Genomic DNA, 16,867 nt, shown 5'->3' with positions numbered 1-16,867 from the left:
AAAATGTATTTAATCTCATTTTCATCGAGCAGATAATTGTCGTGTATTAGCTTTGGCTATGTATTTTTTGTATACTCTTCTTGTACTTAAATGTAGACCAGCATAGCCCTAATTTTTTTATATATTGTACTTCTTTCTCTGTATTTAATAATAGGCTTGAAAATAAATGGTAAGCCTATAATTGTTAAGCTTAGAGCTAGGGTTGAAAGTATACAACAGGCTTTGTGTTTACTATGTAGCTCTTTCAGATAAAGCATCAAAAATCTACAAAATTTTTTGTAATTTTCTTCGATGTTTTTTTTGCTATGAGCCTTGCTAATGAACATATCTATTGCGGTATGACCGTTATTGCACTTAATGTTAAGGTCTGCACCTTTTTCTGTTAACAACTGAGCTATATCAAAATAATCCTTTTGAACAGCAAGATGTAGAGGTGCAAAACCTTATTGCTCACAAATGTTCATATTGGCTCTAACTTCCAATAACATTTTCACAATTTGTGTATGGCCTTTTTTAACTGCGAGTAGCAAGGGAGTTCTGTTACATTTAGTAACAGCATTAACGTTTACCTTAAGCTTCAATAAGAGCTTAACTGTTTTAGTGTTACCATTATGGCTAGCTTTATGCAGCCTAGCGTTACCATTAAAATCTTGATCGTTTGCTTCTATTCCCTTTGAAACAAGAAATGTTACCATTTTTCTATTATTATGTTCAATAGCGCAATCTAACGCATCAAAACCATGGTTGTTTTTTGTGCAAAAAAACTCTTTAAGTTTAATTTTATCGTTACTTGCTTGCTGTTTTTTTGCAATAAGTTTTACTATTTGCATTTTGTTGTTATACGCTGCTAGGAAAAGCGTAGTGTTATTTTCTGCATCTTTGGCTTCTATATTTGCACCTTTCTTTATCAGATATTCTATAATTTCTGCTCTGCTGTCATAATGTGCGGTGCATTGATAAATGGTTAAAAACAAAGGAGTACGAAAATTGTTATCTTCACATTCGAGATTTGCTCCGCTATCAATTAAAATTTGGACGCTTTTTTTAGAACCGTATAGTGAAGCTATATGAAGAGGAGTATAGCCCTCTTTGGCATCTTTTTCATTAATTTTTGCGCCTTTTGTTATCAAAAAATCTATTAATTCCGTGTCATCTTGTAGTGCAGCAAGGTGCAGTGGAGTGAATCCATTTTTATCCTTGGAATTAATTGTCAGTTGGTTAACAAAAAGTTTAGCAACTTTCTTGTGTCCATGCATAATGGCGTAATGCAGAGGGTTTCTATTTTCGTTGTCTACGACATTGAAATCAGCTTCGTGCTCTAGTAATGACTTTACTCCAACTAAATCGCCTTCTTTTGTGAACTTATGCAAGAGAGTGATTCCACTTGCATCTTTTGAGTTAATATCAAATCCATTTTCTACTAATTGGTTTATATCTTCCTCACGCGCCATATCACTTAAATCTCTAATTAAACTCTTTTCGCGTTAATAATACTCCTACTTGATTAAGTTTAAATGAATCTGTGAGAAATGGCTAGTGCATTCTTGCATAACAAACTTTTGGCAGCGCATTGGATGAAACGAAAAACTTACTTGACAAACTCCGCCAGCCCTCTTATCATGAAACTGAAGCTATTTATTTATCTTCGCAATCTCTGCAGTGGATTAATGACAAAAAACTTAATGTATTTGGCGTAAATCATGCTTAATTTTTTGCACTATGTGCACCTCATGTCTTTATAAAACTTTTAGGTTTCTACCTATACAAACCGAAACGCGCTTATAAAGTGTTTAAGACAGTAAAAGACGTCAAATAGACAAGGGAGAATTTGAATACTAGCTACCCTAGGGTTTCTTTGCCTTTTTTTTTATTTGGTAAATTTCTTAACATTTATAGCTAAACGACAACTGTCATTCCTGTAAAGGTCAAGTATCCCGCTACTTGTTAGCGGGATCTAGAGATACCGTGACGGTATGACGTAGGATTGCTGTCATTCTGCTACTTGTTAGCGGCTGAGATACCGCGAATGAATCGCGGTATGACGGTTAGCGGCGGCATGACGTAGGATTGCTGTCATTTCGCTACTTGTTAGCGGCTGAGATACCGCAAATAAATCGCGGTATGACGGTTAGCGGTGGCGTGACGATAAGCTCGTCATTCCGCTACGTGTTAGCGGCTAAGAGATATCGCGGTGGTATAGCTATAAATTGTTGATATCTTTTTTATATCACATTTTTAACTTACAATAGTTAGCCAGCGTTCCTTACATTAACCAAATCTTTCAAATTCTGCACTCACCACTACCTATAACTCACTTTCACGCAATATTGATCGTTCTTAAAAAGCAATCTAACATTTTTTATTCCTTGATTGCGAAGCTTTGATGCAGCTGATTTAGCAGCCTGAGCACTTTTAAAAAATGCAACATATCCCTTACTTTCTGCACTGTCTTGTTTCGGATGACGTTTCTGCATTTCTTTTTCATATTGCTTTCTGTAATGAGGAGTATTTTGTATCAATTGTTCTGACATCTTTCTTAGGTATTGAACTTTTACTTTTGCAAGCCCAGATTTATGAAATCCTAAGACTTGAGCTGCTTTTTCTGATAAGTCTATTATTCTGCCTTCAATAAAAGGCCCTCTATCGTTAACCCTTGTAACAAGCTTTCTTCCGTTTTCTAAATTAGTGACAAGAACAAAGCAGGGTAAGGGCAAAGTCTTATGCGCTGCAGAGATCAAGTGACGGTTAAACGCTTCACCATTTGCTGTAAGTGTGCCATGATCTTCTATTCCATACCACGATGCTATCCCTATCTCTTCATAGTGTTTACAGTTTTTTGGATAATAAGTTATACCATTTATTGTGTAGCTGCTGCCAATTTTATAATGACCTGCAGTGCAGTTAAACCTGTTGCTAAAACTGCAGCTACTTATCAAAACAAATATTAGACATAGAAAGGTTAGGTTTTTTATCATTGTATTCGGTAAGAGGGTTCGATACTATGAGGATTTTAAATTATACTATAATAAATTTAGTAATGAGTAAACATCTACTGCTAAATATTAACAAAACTCAAAAAGGAATAATACATATTATTGGTATAGGTGGAATCGGAATGAGTGCCATTGCTGAAATTCTTCACAATTCCAATTGCAAAGTTCAAGGCAGTGATGCACAATCAAACGACAATATAAATAAGTTACAAAAGCTAGGTATAGAGGTTTTTATTGGTCACAATGCTAATAATATAAGCCAAGCTCAAATAGTTGTACATTCTTCTGCAATAGAATTTGATAATGTGGAGTTAATTGCGGCAAAAAATAACAATAAAACCGTTTTGCATAGATCAGACATACTTGCTGAAATTATGAAAGGTAAATATGTGATAGCGGTTTCAGGTTCAAGCGGAAAGACAACAACAACCGCTATGATTGCTTCCATTTTTGATCATTCTGGCATTGATGCGACTGTAACTGTAGGAGGGATATTAAATTCCTATAAGAGCAACTTCAAACTTGGAGGGAGTGACACTTTTCTGATCGAGGCTGATGAGTCTGATGGAACTATGCTAAAAATCCCTGCAAAGATTGCTGTCATAACAAGTATCAACAATGACCACATAGATTATTACGGCACATTTGATAATATCAAAAATGCATTTTCCCAATTCGTGAATAATGCAGGTTCTGCAGTTTTACCTGATTCTGTAGACATCGATTATGATGCGGGTAATTCTATAACGTTTGGGTTTGAGAATGGTAGCATAAGAGCCAGCAACATTAAACAGCATGCTAACAGCATAGAATTTGATGTGTTGAACAACTGGATTCCAGCATTACGTGCTGGAATGACAAAAGGAAAGTGTACAGAGATGTCATCCCAGTGCGTGACACTGGGATCCAGCCCTTTAAAAAACATAGTACTATCAAATGCAATTGGAATTCACAAAGTAAGCAACGCCCTAGCTGCAATATCAGTTGCGATAAAGCTCGGAATTAGCGATGCAGATATTAAAAAAGGCCTTTTGGAATTTCAAGGAGTAGCAAGAAGATTCTCTTTGATTGCCGATATTAAAGGTGTTAAGTTAATTGAGGATTATGCCCATCATCCAAATGAAATATATGCAACTTTAACGGCTGCACGTTCGATTACTAAAGGAAAAGTAATAGGAATTATCGAACCACTTCGTTTTGCCCGCATTCGTAATTTTTTTGATGAATTCATACGCATTTTCATGATGTTTGATTATGTCATCCTCACTCCTGTTCATCCCCCAGAAGACAAGCCTATTCCTGGTTGTGGGATTGATGATATACAAAAAGCTTTAATCAGTAATGGATTTAATAACACAAAAATTATGAATGATGCTTTGCTCATTTCACATTTTATTAGTGATTCGACAAGTCCAAGTAATATAGTATTATTTATTGGTGCTGGTAGTAATATAGCTAAATTGGCAAAGGAAACTGCAGCACTTATTGCGGAAGTTAAGGTTTAATGTAATGAATAAGGTAATCAATAACGTATTTGCAAGAGAAATTTTAGATAGCAGGGGTTACCCCACTATTGAGGTAGAAATTGAGCTCTGTGATGGTGCAATAGGCAGGGCATCTGTACCTTCTGGAGCTTCAACCGGTAAATTAGAAGTCTTGGAACTCAGGGACCAAGATGAGAAAAGGTATTGTGGTAAGGGAGTGCTGAAAGCTGTTCAAGCTGTAAATGGGATAATAGCAGATGAAATCATTGGAATGAATGCAGCGGACCAAAATGCAATTGATAAAGCATTAATTGAACTGGATGGAACAAAAAACAAATCAAAACTTGGAGCAAATGCAACTTTGGGTGTGTCTCTTGCAGTTGCAAAAGCAGCAGCAAACAGTTTCAAAATGCCGCTATATAGATATTTGGGAGGAAAGCAGACGAGTGTTATGCCGGTTCCACTCATTAACATAATTAATGGTGGAGTACATGCAGACAATAAGCTCGATTTCCAAGAATTCATGATTCTTCCGGTCGGTGCTGAGACTTTCAGCGAAGCGATTAGAATATCTGCGGAGGTATTCCACAACTTACGTAGCATTCTTAAGAAAAAAGGTTATAGCACAAATGTAGGGGATGAAGGTGGTTTTGCACCAAATATTGAAAGTACTGAAGAAGCACTTGATTTGATCATATACGTTATAGAATCAGCAGGTTATTCAGCGCAAAGTGATTTTGCACTAGGCCTTGATGTTGCTTCATCTACTTTTTATGAAGATGGAATTTACAAATTTGAACACAGAGATCTTACTTCAGAAGAGTTGACTGAATATTATTGTAATCTTGTGGAAAGATATCCAATAATTTCTATAGAAGATGCAATGAGTGAAGACGACTATGAAGGTTGGAAATTACTTACTGCAAAATTGGGGAGTAAAATTCAATTGGTTGGGGATGATTTGTTTGTTACAAATTGTGAACTGATATGCAAAGGAATAGAGGAAAAAATGGCAAATGCTGTACTGATCAAGCCAAATCAAATAGGGACGTTAACAGAAACTTTTGCTGCTATTGAAATGGCAAAATCAAATGGCTATAAAGCTGTTGTTTCTCATCGCTCAGGTGAAACAGAAGACACAACAATATCTCATATAGCAGTTGCGTCAAATTGCGGGCAAATAAAAACCGGGTCGCTATCGCGTTCTGATAGACTCGCGAAGTATAACGAGCTAATCAGAATAGAAAGCGCATTAGGAAAGGATGCTAAATATTATCGTGGGTTAGCATGGGTTTTATAGACGAAGTAAAATTGTGTTTAAAAGCTGGTGACGGTGGTGATGGCTGTGCAAGTTTTCGTCGAGAAAAGTTCGTTGAATTTGGTGGTCCAAATGGTGGTAATGGAGGAAAGGGTGGAAACATAGTTTTCATCAGCGACGCTAATCTCAACACTTTGCTTCATTTTCGTTATAGAAGACACATTAAAGCAGATAGTGGAAAAAATGGTGCAGGCAGGGATAGATCTGGCACAGCAGGGAAAGACGTTATACTTAAAGTTCCAGTCGGTGCACAAATAATTGATGAAGAAAGTGAAGAGATAATAGTAGACCTTGACAAGCCTGGTATGGAATTTCAAGTAGCACAGGGTGGAAAAGGTGGACTTGGAAATACTAATTTTAAATCTTCTACTAATAAGGCACCAAGACATTTTACTTACGGTCAGCCTGGCGAAGAAAAACATGTATTATTAAAACTAAAAGTTTTATCAGATGTTGGAATTATTGGCATGCCAAACGCAGGTAAATCAAAATTTTTGACTCGCTGCTCAAATTCCGATACAAAAGTAGGCGATTATCCATTTACCACCGTAAGACCTCATTTAGGCATGGTAAAAGTGGATGATAGCGAAGTTGTAATAGCAGATATTCCTGGAATAATTACTGATGCTCACCTTGGAGTTGGGCTCGGGCATAAATTTTTAAAGCACATAGAAAGGTGTCAAATTTTACTTCATTTAATCGATGTAACTCACGATGACGTTGTTTTGGCTTATAGTTGTATCCATAATGAATTGGAACTTTACAATAGTGATCTTGTTGAAAAAGAAGAGATTGTAGTATTAAACAAATGCGACTTATTGAGGGAAGCAGAAATTCTGGAAAAGAAGAATCACCTAGCTAATTATCTCAATAAAGAAGTGCTGTGCTTATCAATTAATGGTGATTTACAGCCTATTTTAAGATTATTAAGTGAAAAATTGAAAAAGAGTAATTCTAAGGAAATCGATGTATATGATCCTTTTAAAGCGTAAATTTTCTATTTATGGATGTACAAGAATGGTAGCGTGCAACCAGAACTAAGCGTACAGCTGTGCAAACATCGTGATTTGAGTCCACCAGAAGGGTGTCATCCCAGTGCCCAGACACTGGGATCCAGGAATTTTATTAAGTTGGTAAGCATAAAAGTAGCCGTTTTATGTTAAAATACAACGTTTTGATGATTATGAAAAGGCTGGATTCCAGACTGGAATGACACCATCATAAAGTGAATCAGTGTCAGCTACTTGCATCTACCATGCAAGTTAACTGAAAATTGCAATGTTCGTACACTTGACTACTTGGATCTAGTATGATTTAATTAACAAAGAAGTAGGCATGAAAAAATTATGTAGTGAACCAGTTTGCATAACACCAGGAGGAAAATATGGATAGAAAGACGAGAATAGAATCAGACAGCTTAGGGGAAGTAAAAGTACCAAGTGAACATTACTGGGGAGCACAGACTCAGCGTTCTTTAGAAAATTTTAAGATTGGCACAGAAAAAATGCCAGAGCCTCTGATTAAAGCATTAGCAATAGTAAAACTTGCAGCAGCGCGTGTTAATATGAAACATGGTGTTATAGATGATAGGGTAGGGGACGCAATTTGCACAGCCGCGAGGGAAGTAATAGATGGCAAATTTAATAATGAATTTCCGCTTGTTGTTTGGCAAACCGGATCCGGAACGCAGACTAATATGAATATGAATGAAGTGATCAGCAATCGTGCAATAGAGATTTTAGGTGGTAATTTGGGTAGTAAATCTCCAATACATCCAAATGATCATGTGAATTATGGTCAGTCGTCAAATGACACCTTTCCAACAGCAATGCATATAGCAGCAGCAGAGCAAATAAACTGCTTGCTTATTCCAAATCTTGAAAAATTGCATAAGGTGCTGGATAATAAGGTTCAGGAATTTAAAGATATAATAAAAGTAGGACGTACTCATCTGCAAGATGCAACGCCCCTAACACTAGGACAGGAGTTTTCTGGCTATGCAGCCCAGATTAAAAAGGGGATAGAGAGAGTAAAATCAACTTTAAGTGGTATATACGAGCTTGCACAAGGTGGCACTGCGGTTGGCACGGGACTCAATACTAAAAAGGGTTTTGCTGAAGATTTTGCAAAGCAAGTTGCAGGAATTACTAACCTTCCATTTACTTCAGCAGGCAATAAATTTGAAGCGCTAGCAGCAAATGATGCTTTAGTTGAGCTCAGTGGAACACTCAATACAGTAGCAGTCAGTTTAATGAAAATTGCAAATGATATAAGGTTGCTTGGTTCTGGTCCAAGATGCGGAATTGGGGAAATAATGTTACCGGAAAATGAGCCTGGTTCTTCAATTATGCCAGGTAAAGTGAATCCAACTCAGTGTGAAGCGGTGACTATGGTATGCACTCAAGTTATGGGAAATCATGTTGCTGTAACCATTAGTGGTTCAAACGGTCATTTTGAATTGAATGTGTTTAAGCCAGTGATAATTTACAATGTTTTGCAGTCTATAAGACTTTTAGCTGACGCAAGTTTAAATTTTACAGAAAAATGTGTAGTTGGTATTAAAGCAAATGAAGAGAGGATAAAAGATTTACTGAATCAGTCGTTGATGTTGGTCACTATATTAAATACGCATATAGGGTACGACAATGCAGCAAAAATAGCGAAGCTTGCTTATAAAGAAAATATCACTCTAAAGGAAGCAGCAGCAAAACTTCAACTGCTCACTGAGGAAGAGTTTGAAAGGATAGTGAAACCAGAAGAAATGGTAAATTATTTGTAACCGCTCACACTTAATTCTTCAATCTCACTAATAGAAAGGCCAGTAAACTTGACAATAGTGTTAACATCAACATTATTATCTTGCTTTGTCTACCTTATTTTGCCGCTCCCCTGAACGGATACGGTTTAAGACATAAGATCCTTTTTCATAGCTATACTACGTTATCCAGCGTCTGGGCACTGGTTTCTTGGTACTTATTCCGCAATAATTTTTTTTTCCTTCAATAAACTTTGCAGTTCGCCTTTTTCGTACATCTCGCGAGTGATGTCGCAACCACCAATAAACTCTTCCTTTATATATAATTGTGGAATTGTTGGCCAATCAGAAAACTTTTTTATAGATTCACGTATTTCATCATTCTCCAACACGTTAATATACTTAAACTTCACGTTCAATTTTTTTAGGATTGACACGACGAGTCCAGAGAATCCGCATTGAGGAAAATCAGAAGTGCCTTTCATATACAATACCACATCATTTTCTGTTATATCTTTTTTTATTTGTTCAAAATTGCTCATAAATTCACCTTATTTTTAAGTATTAGTTTCCAGTTGCAAGGCGTGTATAGACTGACCTTCCAGAGCTTTATATACCATTTTATGCTGTTCTATTTTTGTCTTTCCAAGAAAACACTTGGAGTTTATTTTTAAATGATAATGGTCATCATCTCCAGCAAGATCATGAATCTTTATATCAGCGTCGGGGAACGATTGTTTGATGATCCTCTCTAATTCGTGAATTGCAATAGTCATTGATTTGCTTTAAATTACAATACTTTCATTATAAATCTAAAACGATTGAGCGCAATAAAAAGTTGCTATCATAAAAAATAGAAGCATACTATAATAATGGAATGACAAATTATGCAGGGAGGCTTTGTGGTGGGCGAAAGATTTAAATTCACATATCTATTGGTTTTGCTAACTTTTTCATTTAGGTGCTTATCTTACGATGATAAAATAAATAACTTAGAGAATGTTTACATCAAAGCTAACTATTTTGGAGCATTCTTCAATGCAATAGGTTCTCTAGAAGGAAAAGAAGATGCAGGTGACAATATAACAGAGGGGGTTTTTAGTTTTAATAAGAAGGAGCGAATTGAAGCTGGATACAGTCCTAAATATGTTCCAGGGTTTGCCGGTAGTGCTGCAATAGGGTATTTATTCAAAAATATGAGAGTTGAGTTTGAAGGCTTATATTCTCAGACTAACTTATATGATGAAGATTATTCAGATAAGAAAAAAGCAAGATATATTGAACTTCGTCGTCACAATGATGCGTCTACTGGAGCGGAATGCAATTCACCTTGGAGAAGTGGAAAGGTTGATATTCACATTCAAGAAAATTGTAGTGTTGAAGCAGAGTTCAGAGCTGCATTTAAGATGAAAAATGAAGGTTTTAATAACTTAGCTGGAATGGTCAATGTATATCGTGATTTTAATATAGCAAAAATGCCATTCACCCCATATGTTGGTATTGGTGCAGGTGTAACTAGGGTTAAATTTCTAGGAAAAACCAGATATGCCTTGGCTTACCAAGCAAAACTTGGTATCAATCACCAACTTACAGCACAAACTCAAGCATTTGCTGGTTTACGCTATTTTGGTATCCTTGATAACCAATTTAAAGATATTGTACCAGGAATAAAGATACTAGCTGGTGAAGGATATATTCCTGCCGGTGGAGGAAGTAAAGTTGATGAAACTGCACGTGTTGAATCAACAACTGCAACCATTACCAATAGGTTTGGCATATATGGCTTAGAGTTTGGGTTGGTTTATCACTTTTAACTTTATCCAATAAATTACATATGTGAAGATAGTAAATTCAGCGTGCTGAGAACATTAGAAAGACGAGATTTTAATTGATTTTCATATTTACTCCAATCTTGTATTGCCTTTCTTGCAACACCTGAATCAACTGCGGCTTTTGCAACAGCAGGAGCTACTATAGAAATTAATCTTGGGTCAAATGGAGTAGGTATTATATATTCACGTCCATAGCCCATTTTACGACTGCCATAGACTGCAGATATCTCACCTGGTACTGGCTCACGGGCAAGCTTTGCTATTGCATCTGCAGCTGCAATTTTCATTTCATCATTTATTGTTGTTGCATGTACATCAAGTGCCCCTCTAAATATATAAGGAAAACCCATTACGTTGTTGACTTGGTTGTTGTAATCTGACCTACCAGTTGCAATTATTGCATCTGGCCTCACAGATTTTGCAAACTCAGGCCTTACTTCTGGATCGGGATTGGCAAGAGCAAAAATAATCGGGTCTTTGCCCATACTCTTTAACATCTCTTCATTTAACACATCTTTTGCAGATAGTCCGATGAATACATCAGCGCCTTTTATTGTATCAAGTAGAGAACGTTCGGAAGTATCAATTGCATACTTTTCCTTCCACTCATTCATATCCTCGTTTCTACCTTTGTATATTACTCCTTGCTTATCACACAGCACTATATTTTTAGCGCCCATGGACTTTAGTATTTCTAAACATGCAATACCGGCTGCTCCAGCACCATTCATAATGATCTTAACGTCCTCTAATTTCTTTTCAACAATATCAAGAGCATTTTCTATGCCAGCTGCAACAACCACCGCAGTTCCATGCTGGTCATCATGGAACACTGGAATATCCATCAGTTCATTCAGGCGTTTCTCTATTATAAAACAATCGGGAGATCTTATATCTTCTAAATTTATCCCCCCCCAACTTGGCCCAAGATACCTTACTGCATTGATGAAATCTTCTATATTTTCTGTACCAACTTCTATATCAACTGCATCAATATCAGCAAAACGCTTAAATAAAACAGCTTTGCCTTCCATGACAGGTTTTGCAGCAAGAGGACCGATATTACCAAGTCCAAGCACTGCAGTGCCATTTGAAATGACAGCAACACAGTTGCTTTTTGCTGTATAATCATAAACAACCTCAGGATTTTTAGCTATTTCAAGGCACGGAGCTGCAACACCAGGGGAATAAGCAAGTGACAAATCATACTGGGTAGATAAAGGTTTTGTTGGCATGATTGAAATTTTACCAGGGTTACCACCTCTGCTGTGATACTTAAGCGCTTCTTGTTTTGTGGTACTATCTAAATCATCGTTCATCATTACATCCTTATATTTTAAGCTTGTATTTTTTAAGTATATGGAGTTTTTATAAATGTTCAATTGTAAACTATTAACTTGTGAACTCTGTTGTACTTCTGTATAAGTTTACCTATTACGTAAGATGATATTACATGCTTAAAAAAAACGTGCCTAATTTGCTTACAATTTCTCGTGCACTTGCAATACCAGCAATAATATTAAGTTTTTATATAGAAAATAAATATGCAGGCCTGATAACAATATCAATCTTTGTGTTTGCGTGCATTACGGATTTTTTTGATGGTTACCTGGCGCGTGCGTGGAAAGTCCAATCAAAGTTTGGCAAGCTATTTGATCCAATTGCTGACAAATTAATAGTGGTTTCAACGATAATTATGCTAGTTTATAAGCATAAGATAAATGATTTTACAATAGTACCATCGATTATCATCATCTGTCGGGAGATATTAGTCTCGGGTTTACGGGAGTTTCTGATAGCTACAAATGTTAGTCTACCTGTAAGCAAAGCTGGAAAAATTAAAACATTTTTGCAGATGGTTGCTGTAGTAGCGCTAATAATGAACGATTATTATATGATTCAATATACAGGTGCGATTTGTTTATGGGTTGCAGCTATTATAACTATGTGGTCAGGCTATAATTATATCCTAGCCGGCATCAAATAGATTGATTAAATCTCCTAGGAAATAGTTAATAGACAAGAGTAGTTAATATCTTAGTGATATTGACTCAGAAAGCAAAAAGGTGTATAATTGTATTAACTTACTACTAATTAGGTTAATATTATGAAAATACCTAGTGGCAAATTTTCTTCTACTAAAAAGGTTCCAGGAAAGAATAAGAAAAAAAGAGATTTTGAACCATTAGAAGAGTTTTTTTGGGATTTTTGGCCAACAGTTGATAAAGAAGTCAAAAGAGAAAGGCTAGAACAAGAACTATTAGCACTAAAAAAAAGAGAGCTATATAGAAAATGTGCATCATTGGCAACAATGGTCCCATTTACATTGCTGATGGCGATTGAACTGGAAAAAACATATAGCGATCAGGTATTACTTGGCGTGATAAGTGGCGCGCTAAGCCACACTATATTACCTTTTACAGTCTTATCTCTTATTTGTACGCTATATTTAATTTACAATAATAGGAAGATAGCACAAAAAGAACGAGAGTTGGAGATTATTGAAAATGGAGAGGAAGTAAAGGAAAAAGAGCACAATATTTCTGATATAGGTCAGTGTTTGATCTATATTGAGGCTATAACAACTGCACTGGTTATTGTAGGTATGATAATGGGTGAAACATCTTCACTTGAAGCAGCAGAGGATGCAATTTTATTTCTTGCCAATGCAATTGCTTTTCTTGCAACTCTTGTTTCTTATATTGATAAGCATGAAAAAAATAAGAAAAAGGAAACAGAAAAGTCTGATCTTGATGAGAAATCTAGCAAGAAAACTAGCAATATATCTGTAGCCGGATTGGCGCTTGCTGGTTCTTCTGTATTTTTAATAAGAAGGATAATGTTAATAGCATTAGCATCGTCCTTAAATCCTGCTGTTGGACCTACTTTAGGCTTGGTAGGTATTGCAATTTTTATGGCTGTACAGGTCTTAACTATACATTCCTACAGTAAGACGCTGAAAGATCCAAAAGTGGAAGGACGAGGTGAATCAAGAAATGCAGGTAGTTCTGACCGTAGTTATAAAGAAGAAGGACCGGCTATTGCCTAAGAAATTTATTTATTTAAGTAATATTTAGGTCTATACTTTATTTTGATCGAAAAAAATCTTATGTATAAGACTTTAATCACGTGCTTTATTTTCCTAATTTGCTCCTTTACACAATCGTATGCGGATGATCTTGAAAAAACTGAAACTGAACTATATGAAGAAGCAGTTGAACTTTTTGACCAGAAAAAATATAAACAAGCTATTAGGGCATTTCATAAGATAGAGGATTTGTATCCTTTTTCTTATTGGGCAATGAAAGCAAAATTATTATCTGGGGTCTCTCACTATAATATGGGTAACTATAGCAGTGCTGCAAGTGATATGGCTGATTATATATATGTTTATTCAAATGGTGAAGATTTACCATATGTATACTACTTAAGAGTATTATCTTATTACATGCAAATTAATAAAGTGCAACTTGGACAGCAAACTGCATATAAAACTTTAGAGCTAGCCACTGAGTACATTAATCTCTTTCCAGGCAGCGAATATGTAGACGAGATAAAGGAAAGAGCAAAATTAATCACAGAACATATATCAACAAAAGAGTATTCTATCGGTAAATTTTACCTGAGGCGTGGTGAATATTTAGCAGCAATTAAGCGTTTCCAGAATATGGCAAGCTATAAGGATTCTAAATATTTTTCTAAGTCTATTAACCATTTAATAGCAGCCCATTCAGCTCTTGGCCTTGACTTAGAAGCTGAGCAGTATGAAAGTATGTTATTAGCAGAAAACCTGCAAGATGCCAAGCCAGAGGCTTGAAAATTTGCTTTAGCTTTTTCTATGCTTTGATATATAATTAGGTTTTTAACTATTTGAATATGGCTGGTCATTCACAATTTTCAAATATAAAACATCGGAAAGGCGCTCAGGATGCAAAGCGCTCTCAAAAATTTACGAAGCTGATCAGAGAAATAACAGTTGCTGCAAAGCAAGGGCTGCCCGATCCCGAACTCAACCCGCGCCTTCGCTCTGCTATATTTGCTGCACGCAAGGAAAATCTACCAAAAGATAAAATAGAAACAGCAATAAAAAATGCAACTGGTAACGTTGCTGGAGAAAATTACGAGGAAATCCAATATGAAGGTCATGGGCCTTCTGGCACTGCACTCATTGTCCATGTTTTGACTAATAATCGCAACCGAACTGCTTCTGAGGTACGTTATATATTTTCTCGCAAGGGTGGAAACTTGGGAGAAACAGGAAGTGTTAGTTACCTTTTCGATCATGTAGGCTTAATCGTCTATAAAGCAGAGGGTGTGAATTTTGATGATTTATTCAGTCATGGAATCGAATTAGAAGTATTGAATGTTGAGGAAAATGACAAAGAAGGATTACACGTTATAACTTGTGAAATAAAAGATTTTGGTAAAGTACGCGATGCCTTTTATGCAAAATTCGGAGAACCAGAACTTGCTCGTCTTTCATGGCAGCCAAAAGATCTGATTGAAATTAGCGATAAAGAGTTAATTGATAAATTATCTGCATTGGTTGAAGAATTAGAAGATAATGATGATGTACAGTATGTGGAAGGTAATTTTACTTTTGTTGATGCTGTTTAAATGATGAAGCTGATTGTATTTATGCTGCTCTTTATCTTACCGTTATATACCGCTGAAACATCAACAGATCTTGCACAGCCATTCCAGCATGGAATCAGAAAAAAAAAAGCTACTTTGACGACAGAAAGTGATAGAAAGTTGTTATTCATATCCAGTACCATAAAATCTTCCTTTTTTGCCACGGAAGGGTTGGCGCCAAATACAGTGATGAAATTGATCAACATATATAAAGATTTCGGTGTTGATTTTAAAAAAGACATTGTGCCGAAGAGTAAATTGGAGGTTCTTTTTGAGAGATTGCCTAATAATCAGAAGACTGAAGAAAAAATTTTATATGCTTCACTGATAATAAACAAGAAAGCTATTAGTTTATATCATTATAAATCGCAAGACGGCAAAGAAAGGTATTTTAATAAAGAAGGAATAAGCTTAAAAAATGGCGAAATTTTTGCAAATCCTTTAAATGGAGATTATCGCATATCCTCAAAATTTGGCAATAGAAAGCATCCTGTTCGCGGTAAAATTGCTTTTCACAAAGGAGTGGATTATGCAGCTAAACTTGGCACTCCCATATACGCTGCTGCAGAGGGTGTGATAGAATATATAGGAAAGAATGGTGGCTATGGAAATTACATCAAAATAAAACACAAAAATGAATATTCAACCTGTTACGCGCATATAAGTAGATTTAGTGGCGATATAAAGTTAGGCTCTAAAGTAAAGCAGGGGCAGGTCATCGCCTATGTTGGTAGCACTGGTGTTGCAACAGGCCCTCATTTACATTACGAAGTTATATATAACGGCAAACACATCGATCCGCTTACGATAGCACATAAAACTGAAGTAAAATTGCCTGATCATGAATTAAGAGAGTTTAAACTATTTGTAAATAAGATAAATAAAACGATCAACAGAGAGAGTTCAAGTGAAAAAGAAGTTTAAAGACAATATGGATAAGAATACGATAAACGATAGAAATTTGAGTCAAATTCGGGCTTTTCCTGTACTAATAGCGCTAGGATTAATTTTATCGCTGCTTTTTTTGGCATATGACAGCACAATTGCACTTGGAGTTGCTGCCGTTTCAATTTTGACTTTTCTTCAAGGATTTTTTATTAATGACCCTAATGAAGCAAGAGTGATAGAATTTTTTGGTCATTATATTGGAACTTATTTTAAGTCTGGAATATGTGTAACGCTTCCCTTTTCAAGCAAATATATAGTTTCCCTAAAATTTCAGAATATTAACACAGAAAAAATAAAAGTTAATGATGCAAATGGAAGTCCAATAGAGATTTCTGCAGTAATTGTTTGGAGAGTGAGCAGTCCTGCAAAGGCGTATTATAATGTTAACAACTATCACGAATTTGTTTTTGTACAAAGTGACTCGGTAATTAGAGAATTGGCGAGCAATTATCCGTATGACAGCGAGAGCAATGAGGAATCTTTACGTAAAAATTCTGATAAAATTTCAGATGAATTGCGGTCAATGTTACAACAAAGATTAGATATTGCAGGAATTGAGATTACAGAAGCAAGAATATCGCATTTGGCGTATTCGTCCGAGATTGCACAAGCAATGTTAAGGCGTCAACAAGCACATGCTATCACTTCGGCAAGAAGGCATATAGTGCAAAATGCAATAGGAATTGTCGAGGAAGTAATAGCTCATTTTGAAAAAAACAAAAGCTTACAATTAGATGGCAAGCAAAAGGTTCAATTGATAAATAATTTGTTGGTTGCCCTAATCTCTGAGCAAGATGCACAACCGACGATTAGTTTAGATAATAATTAGCATAGAAGCCGATTGGGTTTCATAAATGCAAGTCACTATTAATTTCTTGATTAATAGACTAAATGATGTTATA

16 protein-coding genes and 1 pseudogene are annotated in these 16,867 nt (G+C 35.8%); 12 read left to right on the top strand and 5 right to left on the bottom strand.

Annotated elements, in window-relative coordinates:
- Positions 1–86: 86 nt before the first annotated feature.
- Together L0Z58_RS02445 and L0Z58_RS02440 are read right to left on the bottom strand one after the other, a co-directional pair.
- Positions 87–1,451 (bottom strand): annotated as a pseudogene (locus L0Z58_RS02445) (ankyrin repeat domain-containing protein).
- Between the two features lie 849 nt (positions 1,452–2,300).
- Entirely contained in the window at positions 2,301–2,975 is a 675-nt protein-coding gene (locus L0Z58_RS02440) for a septal ring lytic transglycosylase RlpA family protein (RefSeq protein ID WP_010082236.1), read from the bottom strand.
- Positions 2,976–3,001: 26 nt separating this feature from the next.
- On the opposite strand from L0Z58_RS02440, the gene murC reads away from it, so the two are divergent.
- The 5 genes from murC to fumC all read left to right on the top strand — a co-directional run bounded on the left by murC (position 3,002) and on the right by fumC (position 8,574).
- Positions 3,002–4,498: a UDP-N-acetylmuramate--L-alanine ligase gene (gene murC, locus L0Z58_RS02435; RefSeq protein ID WP_010962635.1), complete on the top strand. Its 1,497-nt coding sequence runs from the start codon at positions 3,002–3,004 to the stop codon at positions 4,496–4,498.
- A gap of 4 nt (positions 4,499–4,502) precedes the next feature.
- Positions 4,503–5,777 (top strand): phosphopyruvate hydratase, encoded by a 1,275-nt coding sequence (gene eno, locus L0Z58_RS02430; RefSeq protein ID WP_010962634.1) that lies wholly within the window; start codon positions 4,503–4,505, stop codon positions 5,775–5,777.
- On the top strand, positions 5,765–6,787 hold the full coding sequence (gene cgtA, locus L0Z58_RS02425) for an Obg family GTPase CgtA (RefSeq protein ID WP_010962633.1): 1,023 nt from the start codon (positions 5,765–5,767) through the stop codon (positions 6,785–6,787). The genes eno and cgtA overlap by 13 nt, the downstream gene beginning before the upstream one ends.
- 15 nt (positions 6,788–6,802) lie before the next feature.
- Positions 6,803–6,958, top strand: a complete 156-nt coding sequence (locus L0Z58_RS02420) for a hypothetical protein (RefSeq protein WP_179943761.1) — start codon at positions 6,803–6,805, stop codon at positions 6,956–6,958.
- A gap of 221 nt (positions 6,959–7,179) precedes the next feature.
- Positions 7,180–8,574: a class II fumarate hydratase gene (gene fumC, locus L0Z58_RS02415; RefSeq protein ID WP_010962632.1), complete on the top strand. Its 1,395-nt coding sequence runs from the start codon at positions 7,180–7,182 to the stop codon at positions 8,572–8,574.
- A 194-nt stretch (positions 8,575–8,768) separates the two neighbouring features.
- On the opposite strand, the gene grxD is transcribed toward fumC, so the two are convergent.
- Positions 8,769–9,092, bottom strand: coding sequence for a Grx4 family monothiol glutaredoxin (gene grxD, locus L0Z58_RS02410; protein WP_006280013.1), 324 nt, complete (start codon positions 9,090–9,092; stop codon positions 8,769–8,771).
- Between the two features lie 15 nt (positions 9,093–9,107).
- Positions 9,108–9,326, bottom strand: coding sequence for a BolA/IbaG family iron-sulfur metabolism protein (locus tag L0Z58_RS02405; protein WP_006280012.1), 219 nt, complete (start codon positions 9,324–9,326; stop codon positions 9,108–9,110).
- Between the two features lie 111 nt (positions 9,327–9,437).
- Here L0Z58_RS02405 and L0Z58_RS02400 point away from each other — a divergent pair, with 111 nt between their 5' ends.
- Positions 9,438–10,364: a P44/Msp2 family outer membrane protein gene (locus L0Z58_RS02400; protein ID WP_010962631.1), complete on the top strand. Its 927-nt coding sequence runs from the start codon at positions 9,438–9,440 to the stop codon at positions 10,362–10,364.
- 14 nt (positions 10,365–10,378) lie between these two features.
- Here L0Z58_RS02400 and L0Z58_RS02395 read toward each other — a convergent pair whose 3' ends face one another.
- A complete protein-coding gene (locus tag L0Z58_RS02395; protein ID WP_010962630.1) occupies positions 10,379–11,701 on the bottom strand; it encodes a malic enzyme-like NAD(P)-binding protein in 1,323 nt (440 codons plus the stop codon).
- Between the two features lie 134 nt (positions 11,702–11,835).
- Between L0Z58_RS02395 and pgsA the strand changes: the two genes are divergently transcribed.
- The 6 genes from pgsA to L0Z58_RS02365 all read left to right on the top strand — a co-directional run bounded on the left by pgsA (position 11,836) and on the right by L0Z58_RS02365 (position 16,794).
- Positions 11,836–12,369 (top strand): CDP-diacylglycerol--glycerol-3-phosphate 3-phosphatidyltransferase, encoded by a 534-nt coding sequence (pgsA, locus tag L0Z58_RS02390; RefSeq protein WP_010962629.1) that lies wholly within the window; start codon positions 11,836–11,838, stop codon positions 12,367–12,369.
- Between the two features lie 120 nt (positions 12,370–12,489).
- A complete protein-coding gene (locus L0Z58_RS02385) occupies positions 12,490–13,431 on the top strand; it encodes a hypothetical protein (RefSeq protein WP_010962628.1) in 942 nt (313 codons plus the stop codon).
- A 60-nt stretch (positions 13,432–13,491) separates the two neighbouring features.
- A complete protein-coding gene (locus L0Z58_RS02380; protein ID WP_010962627.1) occupies positions 13,492–14,199 on the top strand; it encodes an outer membrane protein assembly factor BamD in 708 nt (235 codons plus the stop codon).
- Between the two features lie 59 nt (positions 14,200–14,258).
- Positions 14,259–14,999 carry a YebC/PmpR family DNA-binding transcriptional regulator gene (locus L0Z58_RS02375; protein ID WP_010962626.1) on the top strand — a complete coding sequence of 247 codons (741 nt, stop codon included), beginning with the start codon at positions 14,259–14,261 and terminating at the stop codon, positions 14,997–14,999.
- Between the two features lie 3 nt (positions 15,000–15,002).
- On the top strand, positions 15,003–15,941 hold the full coding sequence (locus L0Z58_RS02370; RefSeq protein WP_010962625.1) for a M23 family metallopeptidase: 939 nt from the start codon (positions 15,003–15,005) through the stop codon (positions 15,939–15,941).
- Positions 15,942–15,948: 7 nt separating this feature from the next.
- Positions 15,949–16,794 carry an SPFH domain-containing protein gene (locus tag L0Z58_RS02365; protein WP_010962624.1) on the top strand — a complete coding sequence of 282 codons (846 nt, stop codon included), beginning with the start codon at positions 15,949–15,951 and terminating at the stop codon, positions 16,792–16,794.
- Positions 16,795–16,867: the final 73 nt, after the last annotated feature.

This window comes from Wolbachia endosymbiont of Aedes aegypti (genome assembly GCF_021496215.1).
In the GTDB taxonomy this organism is placed as follows: domain Bacteria; phylum Pseudomonadota; class Alphaproteobacteria; order Rickettsiales; family Anaplasmataceae; genus Wolbachia; species Wolbachia pipientis.
The sequence above is the reverse complement of the archived record's forward strand: the minus strand, read 5'-3'. Positions and strand labels throughout refer to the sequence as shown.